At 53.3% G+C, this 17,733-nt stretch carries 15 protein-coding genes and 1 tRNA gene; 1 reads left to right on the forward strand and 15 read right to left on the reverse strand.

Features of this window, described 5'->3' with window-relative positions:
- Window positions 1–18 precede the first annotated feature (18 nt).
- The 13 genes from HYQ67_RS01615 to HYQ67_RS01675 form a co-directional block, all read right to left on the reverse strand.
- Window positions 19–522, reverse strand: a complete 504-nt coding sequence (locus HYQ67_RS01615; protein ID WP_202300954.1) for a LuxR C-terminal-related transcriptional regulator — start codon at window positions 520–522, stop codon at window positions 19–21.
- 97 nt (window positions 523–619) lie between these two features.
- Entirely contained in the window at window positions 620–1,492 is an 873-nt protein-coding gene (locus HYQ67_RS01620; protein ID WP_202300956.1) for a LysR family transcriptional regulator, read from the reverse strand.
- Entirely contained in the window at window positions 1,485–2,465 is a 981-nt protein-coding gene (locus tag HYQ67_RS01625; RefSeq protein WP_202300958.1) for a LysR family transcriptional regulator, read from the reverse strand. Before HYQ67_RS01625 ends, HYQ67_RS01620 begins: the two co-directional genes overlap by 8 nt.
- Window positions 2,466–2,598: 133 nt before the next feature.
- Window positions 2,599–3,798: a fimbrial protein gene (locus tag HYQ67_RS01630; protein WP_202300960.1), complete on the reverse strand. Its 1,200-nt coding sequence runs from the start codon at window positions 3,796–3,798 to the stop codon at window positions 2,599–2,601.
- A 61-nt stretch (window positions 3,799–3,859) separates the two neighbouring features.
- On the reverse strand, window positions 3,860–6,481 hold the full coding sequence (locus HYQ67_RS01635) for a fimbria/pilus outer membrane usher protein (RefSeq protein WP_202300962.1): 2,622 nt from the start codon (window positions 6,479–6,481) through the stop codon (window positions 3,860–3,862).
- A 46-nt stretch (window positions 6,482–6,527) separates the two neighbouring features.
- Complete coding sequence (locus tag HYQ67_RS01640) at window positions 6,528–7,250, reverse strand: fimbrial biogenesis chaperone (protein WP_202300964.1); 723 nt, start codon at window positions 7,248–7,250, stop codon at window positions 6,528–6,530.
- Window positions 7,251–7,270: 20 nt separating this feature from the next.
- A complete protein-coding gene (locus tag HYQ67_RS01645) occupies window positions 7,271–7,816 on the reverse strand; it encodes a fimbrial protein (protein ID WP_202300966.1) in 546 nt (181 codons plus the stop codon).
- Between the two features lie 789 nt (window positions 7,817–8,605).
- Window positions 8,606–9,550 (reverse strand): HTH-type transcriptional regulator Cbl, encoded by a 945-nt coding sequence (cbl, locus tag HYQ67_RS01650; protein WP_202300968.1) that lies wholly within the window; start codon window positions 9,548–9,550, stop codon window positions 8,606–8,608.
- A gap of 106 nt (window positions 9,551–9,656) precedes the next feature.
- Entirely contained in the window at window positions 9,657–10,574 is a 918-nt protein-coding gene (gene nac, locus HYQ67_RS01655; RefSeq protein WP_202300970.1) for a nitrogen assimilation transcriptional regulator NAC, read from the reverse strand.
- Between the two features lie 223 nt (window positions 10,575–10,797).
- Window positions 10,798–11,304 carry a protein disulfide oxidoreductase gene (locus HYQ67_RS01660; RefSeq protein ID WP_202300972.1) on the reverse strand — a complete coding sequence of 169 codons (507 nt, stop codon included), beginning with the start codon at window positions 11,302–11,304 and terminating at the stop codon, window positions 10,798–10,800.
- Window positions 11,294–11,920: a DsbA family protein gene (locus tag HYQ67_RS01665; RefSeq protein ID WP_202300974.1), complete on the reverse strand. Its 627-nt coding sequence runs from the start codon at window positions 11,918–11,920 to the stop codon at window positions 11,294–11,296. The genes HYQ67_RS01660 and HYQ67_RS01665 overlap by 11 nt, the downstream gene beginning before the upstream one ends.
- Window positions 11,917–13,800, reverse strand: coding sequence for a cytochrome c biogenesis protein CcdA (locus HYQ67_RS01670; RefSeq protein ID WP_202300976.1), 1,884 nt, complete (start codon window positions 13,798–13,800; stop codon window positions 11,917–11,919). Before HYQ67_RS01670 ends, HYQ67_RS01665 begins: the two co-directional genes overlap by 4 nt.
- A gap of 49 nt (window positions 13,801–13,849) precedes the next feature.
- A complete protein-coding gene (locus tag HYQ67_RS01675) occupies window positions 13,850–14,215 on the reverse strand; it encodes a copper resistance protein (RefSeq protein WP_202300978.1) in 366 nt (121 codons plus the stop codon).
- Between the two features lie 183 nt (window positions 14,216–14,398).
- Between HYQ67_RS01675 and HYQ67_RS01680 the strand changes: the two genes are divergently transcribed.
- Window positions 14,399–14,474, forward strand: a tRNA-Asn gene (locus HYQ67_RS01680).
- A gap of 262 nt (window positions 14,475–14,736) precedes the next feature.
- Here HYQ67_RS01680 and HYQ67_RS01685 read toward each other — a convergent pair.
- Both HYQ67_RS01685 and tli1a read right to left on the reverse strand, forming a co-directional pair.
- Entirely contained in the window at window positions 14,737–17,145 is a 2,409-nt protein-coding gene (locus HYQ67_RS01685) for a T6SS phospholipase effector Tle1-like catalytic domain-containing protein (RefSeq protein ID WP_202300980.1), read from the reverse strand.
- Window positions 17,133–17,726, reverse strand: coding sequence for a Tli1a family immunity protein (gene tli1a, locus HYQ67_RS01690; protein ID WP_202300982.1), 594 nt, complete (start codon window positions 17,724–17,726; stop codon window positions 17,133–17,135). Before tli1a ends, HYQ67_RS01685 begins: the two co-directional genes overlap by 13 nt.
- Window positions 17,727–17,733 lie beyond the last annotated feature (7 nt).

Here is a 17,733-nt window from a genome sequence, read left to right on the forward strand (position 1 = left end):
GCATTGACACAATCCTGACTACATTCTGAACAGCGCCAGACTATTTCTGTTCTTCAGCATCATCTTGTTAATTATTTTCTGGCGATAGCCGCTAACATTTTTTACAGATATTTTCAGCGTATCCGCAATACAGTTATTACTTAAATGCAAAAGATTAAAGACATACTGCTCGCGAAGCGTAAACTGGATTTGTTCATTCGCGGAGTAACAGACAAAGATCCGTTTGAGACTTTCCAGGTTGTAGTTAGACGATGCGTAGATGATGTCGCCTAATTTGAAGTGATGCCCACTCACGATATCATCGACCATCACTATACATTTCACTTTTTTACGTTGCGCGTTATTAATAAGCTGTGTCCTTAGCTGTTGATTTTTCACCGCGATCACAAAAAAATTGTACTTTTTATTACGTTGAATAATGTCGAAATGCGTCCCTCCCGCTTCAATATGGTAGCTCGACATTCCTGACGGCCTCACCCCCATGCAAAAAAAACAGTTGTCGCTAATAAAAAGTATTTCCATGGCTGAATCTCGTCTATAACTTGTGGAATAGAACAGTGGTTAATTAAAGGCTAGCGAGTGAATTTTCATTAAATAAAAAACGTATCGCTTAAAGCGCTTATGGCAGCGTACTGTCAAAGAGATGCAGTATTCTCGCGGTATTGGGGTTTTGACTAATTTCACGATGGTAATGGATATAACAATGGAATTTCAGCGTTAGCTTCTCAGGTAATGGCCAGGCTTTCACAGGAAATAATATCTGTAGCGGTGCAACAAATGCCTCAGGTACCAGCATGAGACTATTACTGTTCGCACAAAGATGGGCCATTGCCAGAAGGTTCGAGCTTTCGCAGATGATATGACGACCTGAGAGTATCTCGTTCTGTACATCTCCGCTTACCGCACTTTCAATATAGTCTGTCCCCCTGGTCCAGCCGATATGATCATTTTCATTCCAGTCGGCAAGGCTCAGCGACTCCTTGATCGTGGTATGAGCGCTACTGGCCAACGCGCATACCTTTGAAAACAGCCAGGGGTAACAGACGATGGAATTATCGTCAGGTAACTTTCCCCCAATATCGATATCAACGGCGCGATGTTTGAGCTTCTCCAGACGCTCGTTGCCGAAGTCCGACATACTCGCAAACTGCAAATACATATCTTCATCATTACCGACCACCCCATTAAGCTGAAGCACAATAAGGTGTTCCAGCGGAGCGTAGGTCGTGACGATAAATTCACGACGCTGGCCGCTCAGTGCGGCGATTTTGCGATACTGCTCCTGGAGCTCATGGGCATATTTGTCTGGTACCAATTCCCCCCGGCTGCGGGTAAAAAGCTGTTTCCCTGTCATCTGACGAAGCTGTTTAAGCCGGTAACTGATACTGGAATCAGTGACGTTAAAAGCCCTCGCCACTCGCCCTGCTGATTTCATTTCAATCAGCGCATCCACCAGTTTCAGATTACTCATACTGATATCTGAATTATCCATGTTCCTCATCCCCTGGTAGCGATGTTACAGATGGCTGCGCCCACGACCAGGATTGCCCTGGCAATGCAAGCATATTTTGCAGCCTGCCGATCACCGGATGCACCATGTTAAGGACATCAGGCTCGTTGCTCAGATTTTCGTGATAATGCAGATAACAATCCGATCGAAGTTTTAATCCATCAGGCAGCGCCAGACAACGTACGGGGAAGACTTTCATCAGCATGGCCGCCACAAAGTCAGGCACCAGCATAATGTGATCGCTTCTGGCACACAGCGACACCATATTGATCATACTGGCAGAGACCACTTTGATATTCCGCGAATTTAGCAGACGCGACACGCAAAGTGCCTCCTGGATATCACTGTTGTAATAGTCCGTTATCTCTGTCCAGTCCATATGACGCGCAGTTTCCCACTCCTGCTGGCTCAGACATTCGCTTTTACTGCTAAATAGCTCCCCAGCCAGCACTGAAACCCCTGCGGTGAACAGCTTTATCGCTGAAATACCTTTCTGCGCGGGTATCCTGCTACCAATATCTATATCAACGAGATTATTTTTTAACTGATAAATACGCGCCTCGGCACTTCCTTGCCAGACTTTAAATGTATAACGAAAAGGCAAGACGGCTGATTTATCCATGAATGCACTGTTCGAGAACATCATTTCCATCAGCGACCAGGTGTGAACCGTAATTGTCTCGCGGCACGTTTCCTCTTTCCCCCTGGGAAGTTGCGTAACAGCCGTATTATACTGCTGGTAGCGCTGGCTTAATTCCCTGGCCGCTGATACAGGCTTCATTCCCGTCCTGGTACGAATAAATAAATGCGAGCCAGTTATTTCGCGCAACTTTCTCAACTGATGACTGATATTTCCAGGGGACTGATTAAGTATTCTTGCCGCCTCCGTCACGCTACCGCACATCACAAGGGTATGGATGAGCTTTAAAAGTTTTAGATCGATATCCTTTGTCATATTGCCTCAGCCTCCCTGATAATTTCATAAATATATTAAGATTGCGCTTTCTGCTGACAGCCGCGCAGAAGATCGGTGCCAAAGAACACAGCAGTGTGTCCCCGGCACCATTTATATAATATTTATAATATCGTTATCTGTATTCAATATTAAAAGTCACTGACGCATTAGCTTTACCAGCCGTCGCTTTATTTTCGATTTGATAATAACGGGCCGCAATAGGGATTTTAAATGAATTCCTGCCATCGTTAGGTGGAGAAATCTCCCATTTCTTACCAGGTGCCCAGGTATTCGCTGGTGTCGTCGGGCTGGCATTAATATCACTTGAATAGCCCAACTCAATGCCCACTCCCGTTGCAGTATCAGTACCGGAATCCAGGCCGATAATAAGATTGTCCTTTACCGGATTACTGGTGGTCAGCGAAACGGTTAGCAAGTTTGGGTTTCGCCCTGCTGAAGGTTCCTGAGCGTCTCCCCCCTCCAGTGGAATCGTCTGGCCAGTGTAATGGTTAGCATAATATCCGGAGAATTTCGGACAGTTTTGCATCACAATCGAGGCGTCTTTCCAGGGCGTGGTATACCCCTTAGCAGTGAACTTATTGGTTTCATACGTCCCCATGTTCACCGTCACATCCGGCGTCTGGCACGAAGCTGTTGTAATCGTTATCCAGCCCGACTGGGGAAAATCTACAATCTTCAGCTGTGCCGGGTTATCGTTCTGCGTCGGTGAAAGTACCAGAGCAATATGCGGCATAAGTTGCGAGATAGAGACTGCTGCCCCAGAGGCAATAGGGCCAGTTTTCACTAAGGCGACATCAAAGTTACCATCGCTTGCGGTTAACTCTGTTATCTGTGTCGCTGGAACATTAGCTTTAAAGTCAACTCTTTGCGGATATGACGGTGTTGTCTTACTAATAAAAGCGGCAGGACTGCTGTAGAAGTAGACGGCTCCAATACCCGGTACACCGGTCGGATAGACCGGCCCGGTGCCAAAATCCGTCTTCATAATAGTCGGTGGCCCGGCAGGTTCCGTGGTGACGGTAAGAAATTTATACATCGTGGTGTCTTGATCGCAAGTAACCTCAGCGCCACCAAACGGCCCGGTCTGGTAGCTGGCCCTGTATAAAGTACTGCCCACCGGACGCTCATTACCACTGTAGGTTTCAGACACGTTAAAAATCATTGGAATAGAGGTAACATTCTTTACCGTACACGCAGCCTGCGCTCCGTGGCTGTAGCCAAATACACCAGCCACCAATAGTGCTGCCGGCACAATTGCACTGACAACACCACGGCTCTGTTTTGCGTTAACTGAATGGTTATTTGCGTCCATTCTTTTTCTCCTGATAGTCCCTGCCCCGGCTGCCCGGGTGCAGGGATAGATTCGTGTCAACTCAGGCACCTTCACCTGTCGTGTTGCTGCGCATCGCCAGCTCGTTATGCCCTGACGTGGCGCTACTGCTTCCGGCCTCACATTCCGAAGTAAAGGTCTGCAGACGATTGCCTTTTTGCGTGCTACCCACAGGCATCAGGTGATAGCGGATTTTGCAGGTCTGAGCCGAATTTTTGCCCCAACGTACGGTCAACGCTCCCTGGTCCTTTTCAACTCGGGCGTAAATCTGCCCACCCTGACCTGCGGTTCCGACACTACGACCTTCGGCATCCAGAACTTCCGCACCAAACGGCACTGGATCGCCGTTCACGGTCGCATTGACAAGAATTGGCGTACCGCTCTTCGTCCCGTATTTCACCTTCACCACTGCGCCGTAGTAAGGTGCCACTTTCTTCTCGGTTGAAGCCATTTCGACATCTTCACTCGCGCCTTTCGGATCCAGGGTGATGTTGTTCATCTGGTACGGATCAAGGTACGGCACTAAGGCATAGCCAAAGTGGTCGATATGTACACCCGGATAACCGGAAACAGTGGCCCCCGCAGCGCCCTTCGCTTCAATCAGCGCAAAGGTGTCTGAGTTATACGGCGACAGCGTCACACCGCCGCTGTGCGCCACGATGGTACCGTTCGCACCAAGTGACTCGCTGTGGTAGTTACGACCACCGCTCCAGCCTGCGCTCAGGTTGGTAAACGGCGCACGGTACTGGGCGTTCAACGCACCGGACGTGCCGACGCCCTGGTTGGTGTTCATCGCCGTCGCGCTGTAGCTGAACTGATGCTCGTCCCCACCGGTACCGGATAAGGTTGCCTGCTCACCAGTACGACCGTTGCTGTCGTGATTCAACATCATGGAAAGCTGCGGACGATACGAACTGTCGGAGCGGCCAAGCGGCATACTCATCGTCAGCAGGTAAGTGTCCTCGGTACCGGAAATGCTATATGTCCGACCCGCTGATATCCCATAGCTGACCGAGCCGTAGCTGTTGTTGTAGCCGACCTGGTACTGCTTATCAGACCCACCTTTGTTCCAGTAATCCTGCACCGATCCGCTCGCATAGATCTGGCCCCAGGTATCCGCCAGCCCCTGGCTTGCCGTCAGGCTGAAACGGTTACGCGAACGCGAGATACTGTCTTCGCCATAGCCATGCTTAACCGCGTTCAGCGTCTGCTGTGCGGTCAGGAAATCCATAAAGCCGCTGGAGGAGAAGCGGTACGCGGCCACCGACAGATTGGTGTTGTTAAGCGTTTCGCTGTAGCTCAAACGATAACTCTGCCCCGGGCTTGCCACTTCGTCGGTGCCTCTCAGGTGCATCCTCGCCTGAGTCACATCAAAGGAAAACGCGCCGATACCGGTACCGAGCGCCGCGCCCCCCAAAAGAGCGTAATAGTTCTGGCTGACCTGCAAACCACCGTAGCCCGTCACATTGTTGGTGATACCGTGGCGAACCGTGCCCTGATAAAGGGCGATATGGTCGGTGATATAGTCGTTGCGCAGGTCACCGCCAACAATTTCATAGCGGGTTGAACCTGGACGTAACTGCTCGACTACCGAGGCATAAGGCACGGTAAACGCCTGACGCGTACCGTCGGCTTCTTCAACCGTGACTGAAAGATCGCCGCCGTAGCCGGTCGGGTAGAGATCGTCAATCAGGAAGGCGCCCGGCGCCACGGTGGTCTGGTAGATAACCTGCCCACTCTGACGTACCGTAATTTTGGCGTTAGTCCGCGCTATGCCGCGGATTTCCGGTGCATAGCCGCGCTGGGATTCAGGCAGCATTCGTTCATCAGTGGCAAGTTTGACGCCGGTAAACGGCAGCGTATCAAACACATCACCTCGGGTGTTCGCCTGTCCGATCAGGGCGCGGGCGCGCAGTGCCGGAATATCGCGCTGCATGTAGGTGTTGATGGACTCGTATTTTTTACGGCCATTCTGATCCCAGTTATAGCTGCCGTTATGGCGGAAATACCAGGCCCCCACGTTCAGACCGGCATTAATACCCGCATATAACGATTTATTTTCAACGCCATGAGAGGTGCTCTGGTAGCCATTCAGGTTGTATCCCAAAATGGCGGCCGGAATACCACTGTCCCACAGCTCCGGGCTAACGGAGCCACGCGCGCTGTCAGAGACATAAAGTTGCGGCAGTTGAATATTAAGGCGCAGCTCATTACTGTCATACTGAACGATGGCTTCAGGCAGTAACTGCTGTAAATCACCACACTCCCCCACTTTGTCAAAAAAGTGGGCTGGCAGATGGTCATATCGGAAGGGAATTTGACGCAGCAGCGTATCCGTCATGCACGGATAGATAGTTTTATCCTTCCGCTCGCGTAACGTCACATCCATATTGCCGACTGGATCGCCATTGACATACACCGCCGAGCTATAGGTTCCCGGCGTAATATTCGCACCATTAGCGTAGCGGCTCAGGTCAACGGCGCTTTGATCTTCTAGCTGTAAAAATGACGAGCTAAACTCGACGTTTTTAGCCAGCTCCTGAGGTGGCAGAGTTTCTGCCGCATGGGCATTTGTGGTGCCCAGCGACAGTAAAGCAATTATAAGCGGAGATAACTTCCCCGGAAATTGGGCGCAGGCTTTATCATCAACTTTATTATATTTCATCGCGTATTATTACCCTCATCCAGAGTTTAATAAGAGTCGGGCTTTATTACTGAACGGCAGCATCCAGTGTAATAACGGCCCCGTAATCATTTACGTATTCTGCTTTTACTTTGCTTCCTGCTGATGCCGGTAGCGAATAATTGTCTTCACCAAATGGCGCCAGCATTTTCCCATCAGCTTTTTTTCCACCGACCGCGACATCAACTAAAGAGATGTAATAAGGCGATGTATTTTTGACATGCAGAGCTGAGCCCTGGCTTGTCCACTTCAAATCGGTTGCTGCTGCCTTCGGGCTGCCTGCAAGGCCTTCAGGACGATAGAAAAACTTGATACGGCTACGGAATGCGACCTGTAAATAATTATCTTTTTCTGGTTTGGCATCTTTTGGCTTGGCCGGAATTTCCAGCACGTTTAACCAGAAAATAGATTCTTTATCCGCCGGCAAGTTATTTGGCAGCCCACGAATACGCAGCGTCTGGCCACTTCCTGCTTCTACCCGGTTAATGGGCGGCGTCAGGACGAACGGGACTTTAATCTGGTCCGGCTTTGATTTTGTATTGCCGTCATCCATCCAGCTCTGAATTAATACAGGGGACTTACCTTTATTACTGAGTTTAACACTCACCTCTTTGGCGTCAGACGGATAAACCACACGCGTTCCGGTAATAACAATACTGGCGTAGGCGCTGTTGCAAATAAGAGTTAATGCGACAATAGAAAAAAGAGAACGAAACATTGAGAATACCTCCGGTAAAACAGGGGGAGCCATGCAGGCTCCCCCAAACGGCATTATTTGTACTGAATGGAGTACACAACGTCGCTCACAACTGTACCGGCAGTGGTCGCTGCGTCAGCAAAGTATTCAACGTTGTATGGCAGGTCAGCAGAACCTGAAGAGATGTCGAAGTAAGAAGCGTTAGCAGTCTGGTTAGAGTTACCCGCCTGGATAACCTGCTCGCTTCCACCGTTTTCACGCAGCTGCAGGCTGACGTTGGTTGCATCACCGGTCATGTTTTTCAGGTGACCAGTAGGCAGATCAACAGAAGAACCCGCTTCGAAGAACGCAGAAGCAGTCTGCAGGGTACCAGCACAGTTGCTCAGACCGATGTTGAAACCAGTACGGCCAGCAGTTTGACCTTGAGCAGTCAGCTGGTTAGTACCGATTGTTGGCAGAACGATGGTGGCATCCGGGCCCTGGCCATCTACGTTTGCATCACAAGTGGTTGCAGTCAGTTCACCGTTGAATGTGATAGTACCGGTAGAAGCAGCCTGTGCACTCATGGAAGCAGCAGCGATAACAGCCAGCAGAGCAGCGGAAGTAATAACCTTTTTCATTTGTAAGTCCTGTTTTACGAGTTAATAAAGATACGAGGTTGCCCGCCACTTATTTTAAGCAGTGAAGAGTTTCGTATATTAATTGCACTTGAGGCGTCATTGCCTTTCCATACATTGGAATAGCAGTTCGTTATACACCCACGATTCCTGCTGGTTTAAAATCTACATAAATAACATTCATCAATCAAATAAGTGCCGCTGAGAAAATATCGTTTACTGACAAATAAAACAGAATCCACCCATAAGCACTAAAACCCAGAAAATATGCAAATGACAGAATTATCACCCGATAAACACACAATCCAACAGAATCCACAAAATATAAACCCAGACAAGACGACAGGCACCGCTTTGATATCTTTACGAAATCAACAATAACTTACACACCTAAATTTAACCGCAACCCATTGATTTAAATAACTAGTTAAAGAAACACTCAAAGTGAAATGAAATGTACATTTAGTGAATTTTGTTTTTTTTACAGGAGATCAATAAATTCCATAGCAAAGGAATATTTTCAATTAACTAAATTAGCGCTTTAGGCGAATAAAAATACCTGACAAAGCCGACAAAAATACTTTACCTGGCGGTGGGTTATGAAATGCAGCCTGTATTTTAATTTAGGTTAAATGAGCGAAAATTAAGGGCATGCCATAATAAAAACATCATGAGAAGGATAAAAAATGGGCCCACCACGGGCAATCATGAGCCAACATTTCATTCTTGGGGAGCAGAGTTAAGCAGACGAAAAACCCTGCCAGAGAATGTTCAGCAGGGTCAGAGGGAGGGTTAGATTTGAAAATCAATGGCAATTTCGTCCGACTCAAGCGCCTGACGCTTTATCTCATCAACCGACAGCTCAGGGTTACATAGCTCAATAAAGCGCCAGACGTAGTTGCGCTGTAGCTGCCCGCGTTTCAGGCCAAGCCAGACGGTATTGGCATCAAACAGATGACGGGTATCCAGGCGCACCAGACTTCCCTCCTCCCCACTCGCCTGATCGGCCACCAGCCCGATGCCCAGCCCAAGTTCGACATAGGTTTTCACCACGTCAGAATCCTGCGCGCTGAGCACAATATCGGGCGATAGCCCGCGACGTGAAAATGCCTCATCAATGCGGGAGCGTCCGGTAATGCCCTGCCGATAAGTGATCAAAGGCCAGCGGCTGATATCGTCCAGGGTCAACGGACTGGCGTGAATGAGCGGATGGCCCTTTGGCACCAGCAGGCTGTGGTACCAGCGGAACCAGGGGTAGGCGACAAGCGTCGGGTCGGTGCTGAGGCGTTCACTGGCAATGCCAATATCCGCGGTACCGCTGTGGATCAGAGCTTCAATTTCCTGCGGGGTTCCCTGAATAAGCTCCAGACGAACCTCAGGGAAAAGTGCGCGGAACGCTTTAATAATCACGGGAAGGCTGTAGCGCGCCTGGGTGTGGGTGGTGGCAATAGTGAGGACGCCGCTTGCGTCATTGGTGAACAGATCCGCCAGCCGCCGCACGTTGCTGGCTTCATTAAGAATGCGCTCGGCAATCAGCAGCAGCGCCTTACCCGGCTCGGTCATTCCCAGCAGCCGCTTACCCCGCCGGATGAAAATCTCAATGCCCAGCTCCTCTTCCAGCTCGCGAATATGCCGGCTGACGCCCGACTGGGAGGTAAAAAGAATATTGGCGACCTCGGTGAGATTGTAATCCCGCCGGGCCGCCTCGCGGATGATTTTGAGTTGCTGGAAATTCACGTTGCCCCCAGGAGCATGACAGTTCTTTACACCATTGTTAAAGTCACTCAGCTCTGGGAACAAATAATAAAAACCAGCAAGCTATTCCATTTAGCGATAAGCGCTATCAGCCCGCCAGCATCAGCTCGCGGCTTTCCAGCGATGGGCGGGTGACCAAAGACATCAGAATATCTTTTACCGCCTGCGCCTGAGGGGTGAGCGGTAAGCGAGCGGAAAGATTGACCGACAGCGGCAGATTCAACGACGGGCTGGTGATGCGTGCCATCCAGCCGTTTGCCGAAGCGATGAGCGAACGGGCGGCAGATTCTGGCAGCACGGTGACCCCCATACCGCTGGCAATCGCCGCAGTGAGCGTGGATATCGACTCAATTTCACCAATAATCTTCGCTGTCAGGCGGCGCAGCGAGAAGGCTTCATCAACGCGCTTACGCACGGCGCTGTAGTCACGCGGCAGGAACAGGTTCATTTCGGCCACCGCGGCGAGATCGACTGTCAGACCTGGACAGTCGCGGGTGCCGACCAGAAACAGCTCCTCTTTCAGTAACGGCTGGCTGATGATACCTGCCGTCGGAGAACGGTCATACAAGACCGCCATGTCAAGCTGGCCGCTTAACAGCTTGTCATTCAGGGAAGTGCCGCTATTTTCATGCAGATAGACCAGCACGTCCGGCAGTTCAGCACGCACGGCCTGCAGCAGAGGCATAGTAATAGATGAGGAAGCGGTGCCTGGCGCAAGGCCGATGGAGACGGCGCCGCTCAGCGTCTGGCCCACATTGCCGACGGCAAGCTGGGCCTGTTCACATTGCCGCAGAATGGCACGCGCATGGGTATAAAGAATTTTTCCTGCTTCCGTCGGCGTGACCCCTCGCTTGGTCCGAATAAGCAGCTGCTTGTCCATCTCCCCTTCCAGAGTTGCGACCTGCTGACTTAACGCCGGCTGCGCGATGTGCAGGACTTCAGCAGCCTGCGTCAGGCTACCAATATCGACGATTTTTACGAAGTACTTCAGCCGTCTTAAATTCATTTTGCCTCCTTCGGGAAAGACCAGCGCCGGTTACAGCAGTGTTGTTGATGAAGGAATTGCAAGATGCTTGCCACTTTTTCGCCAGCGCAGCGCCACGAGCCTAACCGGCTGGATAATAAGCGAAACTGATAATCAGACCGCTTTTCATAACTGAAACAGCGGTTCGCTTATGCTCCAAAAGAGGTACTCGCGCACCGTTTTGGTGCGCGATAACAACAAAAACTTATGACAAACGCGCCCACCACAGCCGCGCTTTCATCCCCCAGTAGCTCGTCCAGCCCGTCGTCGAACTGACGATTTCGCCCTTATAGAGCACAACAAAAGTCGGCGTGACGCCAATCTGCCAGTTCTGCGAAAGCCTGCCGTCCGCGTCGTTGATCACCGGAAAGCTCACCTGCTTACGCGCCAGCCAGCTGGCTACCTTCTGCTTATCTCCCGAGCGCAGCGCCACGGTGGCGACGTTCTCCCCCTCAGCCGTTAAGCGCGCGACATCAGGCGTGGTAAAGCGACAGACCCCGCACCAGCTCGCCCAAAAATAAATCAGCAGCGGACGCTCCTGGCTCATCGCAGCCAGCGACAGCGTGTTGCCGTCCAGCGTATGCAGCGGCGTGCTGTCAAAGGCGGAAGGTAACTGCGGCGCGCGCCACCAGTCCATGACCAGCAGTACGGCGCCGAGAAGGGCCAGCAGCACCAGCCCGTCGCGCCCCCATCGCAGGAGTCTATTTGCCATTGGCCTGCTCCAGCTTCTCTTTGACCAGCCCTTCCAGGGTTTCCCACGGCACCGCCCCGGCCAGCATAGTGTCGCCGACGATGGTGGCTGGGGTGCCCTGTACGCCAACAACTCTGGCAAGCTGCAGGTTAAGGCTTATTGTCTCCATGCTCTTCTGGTCGGGCGTGACCGGCGTGGCCCCGCTTTTCTCAATGGCGGTCTTAATGGACGCAGAAGTGTGGTAGCCCTTTTTGGACATCAGCAGCTGATGCAATTTAAGAAACTCATCCGGGTGCTCGCGCCAGGTCGTCAGCACTACGCCCGCGGCTTCGTTGGAGCTTTCGCCCTTAAACGGCAAGGGTTTGATGACAACCGCCACCTGCGGATAGAGCCTTGTAATCTTCTCCAGCATCGGGTCAAGCTGCTTGCAGTACGGGCAGTTATAGTCGGTGAACGCAACCAGCGTCAGCGTTGGATTTTTCGCCCCAATAACCGGGCTTTGCGGATCGTGGAACAGCGCCTCATAGATAAGCTTCTGCATTTCTTCTTCTTTGTTCGGCGGCTGCGGCGATGTCTCTGCGGCCTGCGCGCTGAAGGTCACCATCAGCATCAGTAATAATGTCATCATCAGTTTCATTTTGTCTCTCCTTTCGCTTCCATCAGCGTATTCAGGACGGCATCGCGCGATAATAGCGTAGGCAGCGCTTTGCCTTCGGGCAGGCCGGGGCCGTAGATTTGGTTGTAAGGCACAGCCACCTGGCCGCGCTGTTTCAGGAAGTTGGTTATCTGTTCGGAGGGCAGCGTCCAGTCGCCGCGCAGCGCCACAACGTCCGGAGCCTGAAGCGCCTGCTGCACATCGTCACGCGAAAGAACGTTAAGCTTGTTGATTTTGCAGGTAATACACCAGTCGGCAGTCACATCGATAAAGACGCGTTTATGCAGCCTTAGCGCCTCCTGCACCGCCTGTTCGCTAAGCGGCTGCCAGGCAATGTTCTCTTCGCTGACGTTAGCTGTCGCCGTGCTGAAATGGGCGGGGAGCAGGCTTGCCAGCCAGAGGGCAGAGCCGAGCATCATGACGGCGAGGATCTTACGCAACCAGTTCATCCACGGGCCGGGACGAGGCAAACGCAGCGCCAGGCCTGGGCGCAATGCTATCAGCAGCCACGGCAGGCTCATGCCAATCCCCAGCGCCAGGAACAGCCCCCACAGCACCGGCAGCGGTGCCGCCAGAGCCACGGCAACGGCGGTGCCTAAGAACGGAGCGCTACAGGGCGTAGCCAGTAACGTTGCCAGCGCCCCCTGCCAGAAATGCCCTGCCATGCCGTTGCCGCCGTGGGTGGCGAGACGGGTCGTCAGATTTGAAGAGAGACGGAACTCAAACAGGCCAAACAGGCTGGCGCTGAATGCCACCATCACCAGCGCCATAAAGCCGATAAACCACGGATTCTGGAACTGTATCCCCCAGCCCAGGGCCTGATTGGTCAGCCGTAGCACGGTCATCAACAGGGCCAGAGCCATAAACGAGGCGATAATACCGGCAACGGAGGCGAGGAACTGGCGACGAATGATTTTCCGGTCCTGCTGCCCGACCAGCAAAATAGACCCCAGCTTCATGCCCAGCACCGGCAGCACGCACGGCATAAGATTAAGAATGAAGCCGCCCAGCAGGGCAAAAAGCACCACCTGCCAGAGAATGAAGTTCTGGTCTGGCGTCGGCACGACGGGGGCTTCTTTCACCTCAAGGGTAGATTGCTGGGCAATCCCACTCTCTGCCAGCACCAGCGAGAGTGAGCGCCCGCGTAAATCCGGCCCTGTCCCATCCCAGCCGTCGCTGGTGGGGACGGTAGCCCACAGGGTGTCACCCTCCACCTGAATTTTAGGTTTGGCAAAGCTGGCGTCATCAGGTACGACAAGGAACAGATCCGGTTTCGTCCAGCCCGCGGCTCGGGTCGCTTTCACCACCAGCTCACCGGTGTGATAGCCCGCGCTCAGGCTATCCGTTAACCCCTCCGGGCGCGGCACGCTGCTCAGCGCCTGCGCATAGTCATGCGCAAAAGCCGCATCGCCCGTCGTTGCGGTAATCTCGAAGGGATAATCGGTTAGCAAACACACATCTTTGCAGGTGGAAAGCGTCAGCACACCAGCAATACGCGCGGGCGCGCCCGGAGACGTCATCGGGATACTGACCTGATTGTGATAGCCCTGCGTGGTGATGCCCCCCACGTCAAAGCGTTGGGGCGCGGGCCATGCCCAGCTCACCTCAGGCATTTCTCCCTGCCAGGCAATCGAGGGGGCAACGCCTCCCTCACCCGGCGATTGCCAGTAGGTTTTCCAGCCCTCTTCCAGTTTCACATCCAGCAGCAGGCGGGTTTCACCTTTTGCATTATTGTCAGCGCGCAGCCGCACGCTGGCGTGATCGTTATCGGCAGACGTCAGCCAGCCGGGTTCTGCGGCCCAGCTAAACGGCAGCCATAGCAGCAAGAGACAGAGCAAAGCCTGCCTGAAAAGACTCAACATATTTTTTCTCCGTAAATGAATTAACTAACTGTGATGCACAGCGGGTTTATCATTCACGGAAGACGCAAAATCGCAGATGGACTCTGAGCGTGGGCGAGGAAAAGGCTCGCAGAGGAGCAACAGACGAACGCGTTGTCCGCGCGGGAATAAGCAGGGTCAGCAGCAGGCTAAGGGCAAACAGCGCGCCTTCAAATAACACCGGGGGTGCCGAAAGGAGCGATTTAGCACTGAGTTCGCAGGGAGACACAGGGGCGGCATCATCAACGCTGGACGTATCGGGCTGGCTTAACGTGATGTTCGCAGCCGCTTTCATTTGCAGGACGTGCAGGCCCGCCATGCGCTGTGCGGTGCAAACCACCATCACCAGACATGCCAGAACCAGAAACCACTTAGCCAGATGCTTGCGTTTAAACATACGTCCCTCGAATATGAACCGTCTATCTTAGCCAGTCAGCACCGTTTGGCAACCGGTACGCTGTAAAGTTATGTCTGCAAATTCAACCCATTTGCGTGTTTTATCAGCAAACGCACCGCAACCGCTGTTTCAGGCTTTGACAACCTCCGCGCACCTCGCTAACATGCGCCCCGTTCACACGATTCCTCTGTAGTTCAGTCGGTAGAACGGCGGACTGTTAATCCGTATGTCACTGGTTCGAGTCCAGTCAGAGGAGCCAAATTAGAAAAGCCCGCTTAAGGAAACTTAAGCGGGCTTTTTGCTTGCTGACAAAGAAGGAAAAAGCGTGGTTTTCCCTTCGTTGTGATAAGCAGGCGAAAATCAATGAATTGATTTTCCTTGTTATTTATTCGGTGAGATCTTTGCGAAACGCATTCGCTTTAGGTTTGTCATCCGTCTGAAAGCCCGCTTAAGGGAACTTAAGCGGGCTCTTTGCTTTTGCGATGGCCGCTAAACGCCGGGCGCGCCATCAGACACCTGCATTACTCCCACAGTGAAAAGGCATGCGCTAACTTCTCCTTCAGCGCCTGCTGCTGACGTATCCGATCCTGCTGCTGGTTGTTCAGGCATTCAGCCTCGATGGCCCCAGGATGCTGTACGCACGTAATTTGTTGCTCCCTGCCCTGCAGCACCGTCTGGTCGTTGTCCCCATGCGTCACGGTAATGATCTGTCCGTCGGCAGAGGTGGTGGCCAGGGGCCGCTCGTTATCAAGCGTGCTGATGATGAATCGCACATCCTCAACCGGCATGGGATAGCCCAGCCCGGCGACATAGCCCAGCATGGCAAGCGGTTTGACCTTCTTGCTCATCTCCTCGCCAAAGTAAACCATCCGGTACAGGAAATAACTCCCCCATGGCTCACGCGCGCCAAGGGCGTTGTGCATAAACCAGGCGCGGGAGTCATGAACCTGGTCGTCAAACAGGGCAACAACCTGGCAGGCCATCTCATCAGCGCTCCCTTTCACGGGAAATAGCGTACTCAGCCGCAACTCGCCGTCTTGTTTAATGCGCTTAAATTCCACGGGCACATTGTCCTGATTGAATGCATAGACAAAGCCCTTAAAGTAATCCAGCACCGCATAGGTGGTACTTTTAGCCTGCGTCCTCGGCACCCCCTGGTAGTCTTCCCGAAATTCGGTAGCCGCCTGAAGGAGCTGATTCTGCCCCAGGGCTGCGTCAAAATCTTTTGGGCCGGCCGGCAACAGCGTAAACCCGGCGTTTCGCGGGCGGGCCGCCAGCATATCGCGGCGCATCTTTTCTACGCCTTTCCGGGCCTTATCGTGCTCTCTTTCACGCCGCATTCTGATCCCCGGATCGTTATCCTCATTAAGATTGCTGGCAGCGGCAGCCGTATAAAAGGGCTGTGTCCGGTAGCTGCCGCCGGCATAGCGATTGATCCGCCAGGCGGTTAGCCAGCCCACCTGGTTTTCAAGAGCATGAACGACGCTCACTGGCGCGCGGACCGGGGTGAACTGCGCGGCCTGTTCGTCACTGATGTCCCCATTAAACGCTTTAAGACCCATGGTCAGTGTTCGCCAGCTGTTAAAACACTGAACGAGTATTGGATCTACAGAGAACTCATCCATGACGGCTTCCGGCATGACACGCCAGGCATCCTTCCTCAAAACATTGGGCAAAGATGCGCCTGGGACTTTTAGCGGTGCCCCCGTTTCAAAAGCCGCAGCATACATCTCATTTAGCGGGATCTGGGATAACAAAAAATCGTCAACAGCTCCGCATGCTTTTCCCTGATCGCCCGGTGGATAACCGCCGCCTATGTCCGAATGCACTCCTGGGTATACCACCTCAACGCTGTTGGCCGGATAACGCCCGTCCGCGCGACAGAGGGAGTCCAGCGGGAAGCACAGGCGCTGCTCGTGCGCAGAGACCAGATGCACGCAGCGCCTGACCAGGCCGCTGTCCGGCAGCGCCATGGTGCCGTCAGCCCAGCTCATATGACCTTCGGCAACCGGCGCCAGATGGGCCACGCCAACCGAGGCCACCGTATCCAGCAGACCCAGAAACTCAACGCTGAGTGGAATATCGCCCGCGGATGAAGACAGGCACTGCGGACGTGGCTCCCCCTGCTTTTTCGGCTCCGGCATCAGCTCGCTCAGCCAGTTAACAAAAGCCCGGGCGGACGCCGCCCCCCGGGAGAAACCGTAAACATACAGCTTTATGCCCACCAGCTTCGGTTTACCGGGCTCCGGCTGCTCCAGCGCCAGTTTCAGTTCATGCCCCAGGCCGTTCAGCAGCCGCTGAAACTCTTCCCTGCGGCGATACCGGCCGATGATGGCCGGCTCAGCGGCGCTGGTGGCCATTGCCTGGATGGACCACCAGTTGTCATCATCAGAGAGCTTCCCTTTTCCCAGCGTGCGGCGCAGAGCGTCAATCAGACGCAGCAGCCCCCAGTTGATGCGTCCCTCTCCGCCGCTGGCGAAGGCCAGCCCCTCCTGGCTGAAATCCAGATCCATAATTTCCGGGAACGGCGTGCCGACGCCGGGGATATAGTACTTGTAGTATTTGTTCCCGGCGGAGCCGTCGAGGTCTACCAGCGTAACGTTATTTGCGCCGGTCCCCGCCGCATAGCCCTGGCCGATGGTGGCGCGGAACAGGCGGGCGATATTAGTCGGATGCTTCGGGTGGGCGTTGTACAGGTCCTCGTTCAGGTTGTTGCCGGTACCGTCGAAGAACAGGCTGATGTGCAGTGTCTTGCAGCAAGGAGGGGCGACGCGACGGCCGGCGGCGAGGCACAGCTCATCGTGGTAGGCCCGCTCCTGGCTATCCTGTTTCTTACAGTTCTGGCCAATCAGTGCAGCGCGTGAAGGTAGTTTACCCTGGCCTGGAAACTCAGACGGATACCAGGCGAGGTCAGGATTTATTTCGGACATACGGCAGGTTTCTCCATGTTCACGGGATCTTTCACCGGATAGTCAGGGCTGCCGTAGTCGGCACAGCTGGTGGTGACCTTTATCTGGTCGCAGGGCAGGAAATGCACGGTGATGCCGCAGGTCTTTTGTCCGGTATAGTCCGGCACCGGCACAATGCGGGAATGCTCTTTGCTAAATGCTTTGACTTTCTCATACCATAACTCATGTTCTTTGAAGTACTGCTCCGCTTTTATATAAGCAGATTTACTGTCCAGATTACTCAGGTCTGGCCGCTCGGGCTCGGGTATTTCCGGCACATCACTGGCAAAAGCCACCCCGGTTTCCCAGTCCACCCGCACCGTCAGCCCCGGCTTCCAGACGGCTGGGGCTGCATAGCTCCCGCCACCGCCGCCTCCCTGATACGGGCCAATCACATCCAGGGCATTCACCCCGTTGACGCTGAAATGGTTTATAGCCCAGCTGGTGTGGTTGATGGCCTCAATGGCTCCGCCGCCGCTGACCGTGTTTTCAGCCTTCGCCGGTTTGTCGCAGCCACTAAGCAAAAATGTGGCGACCAGCAGCAATGTTCCCGAATATTTCATACGCTTC

The organism is Dryocola clanedunensis subsp. sulfonylureivorans (assembly GCF_016756775.1).
Lineage (GTDB): Bacteria > Pseudomonadota > Gammaproteobacteria > Enterobacterales > Enterobacteriaceae > Dryocola > Dryocola clanedunensis.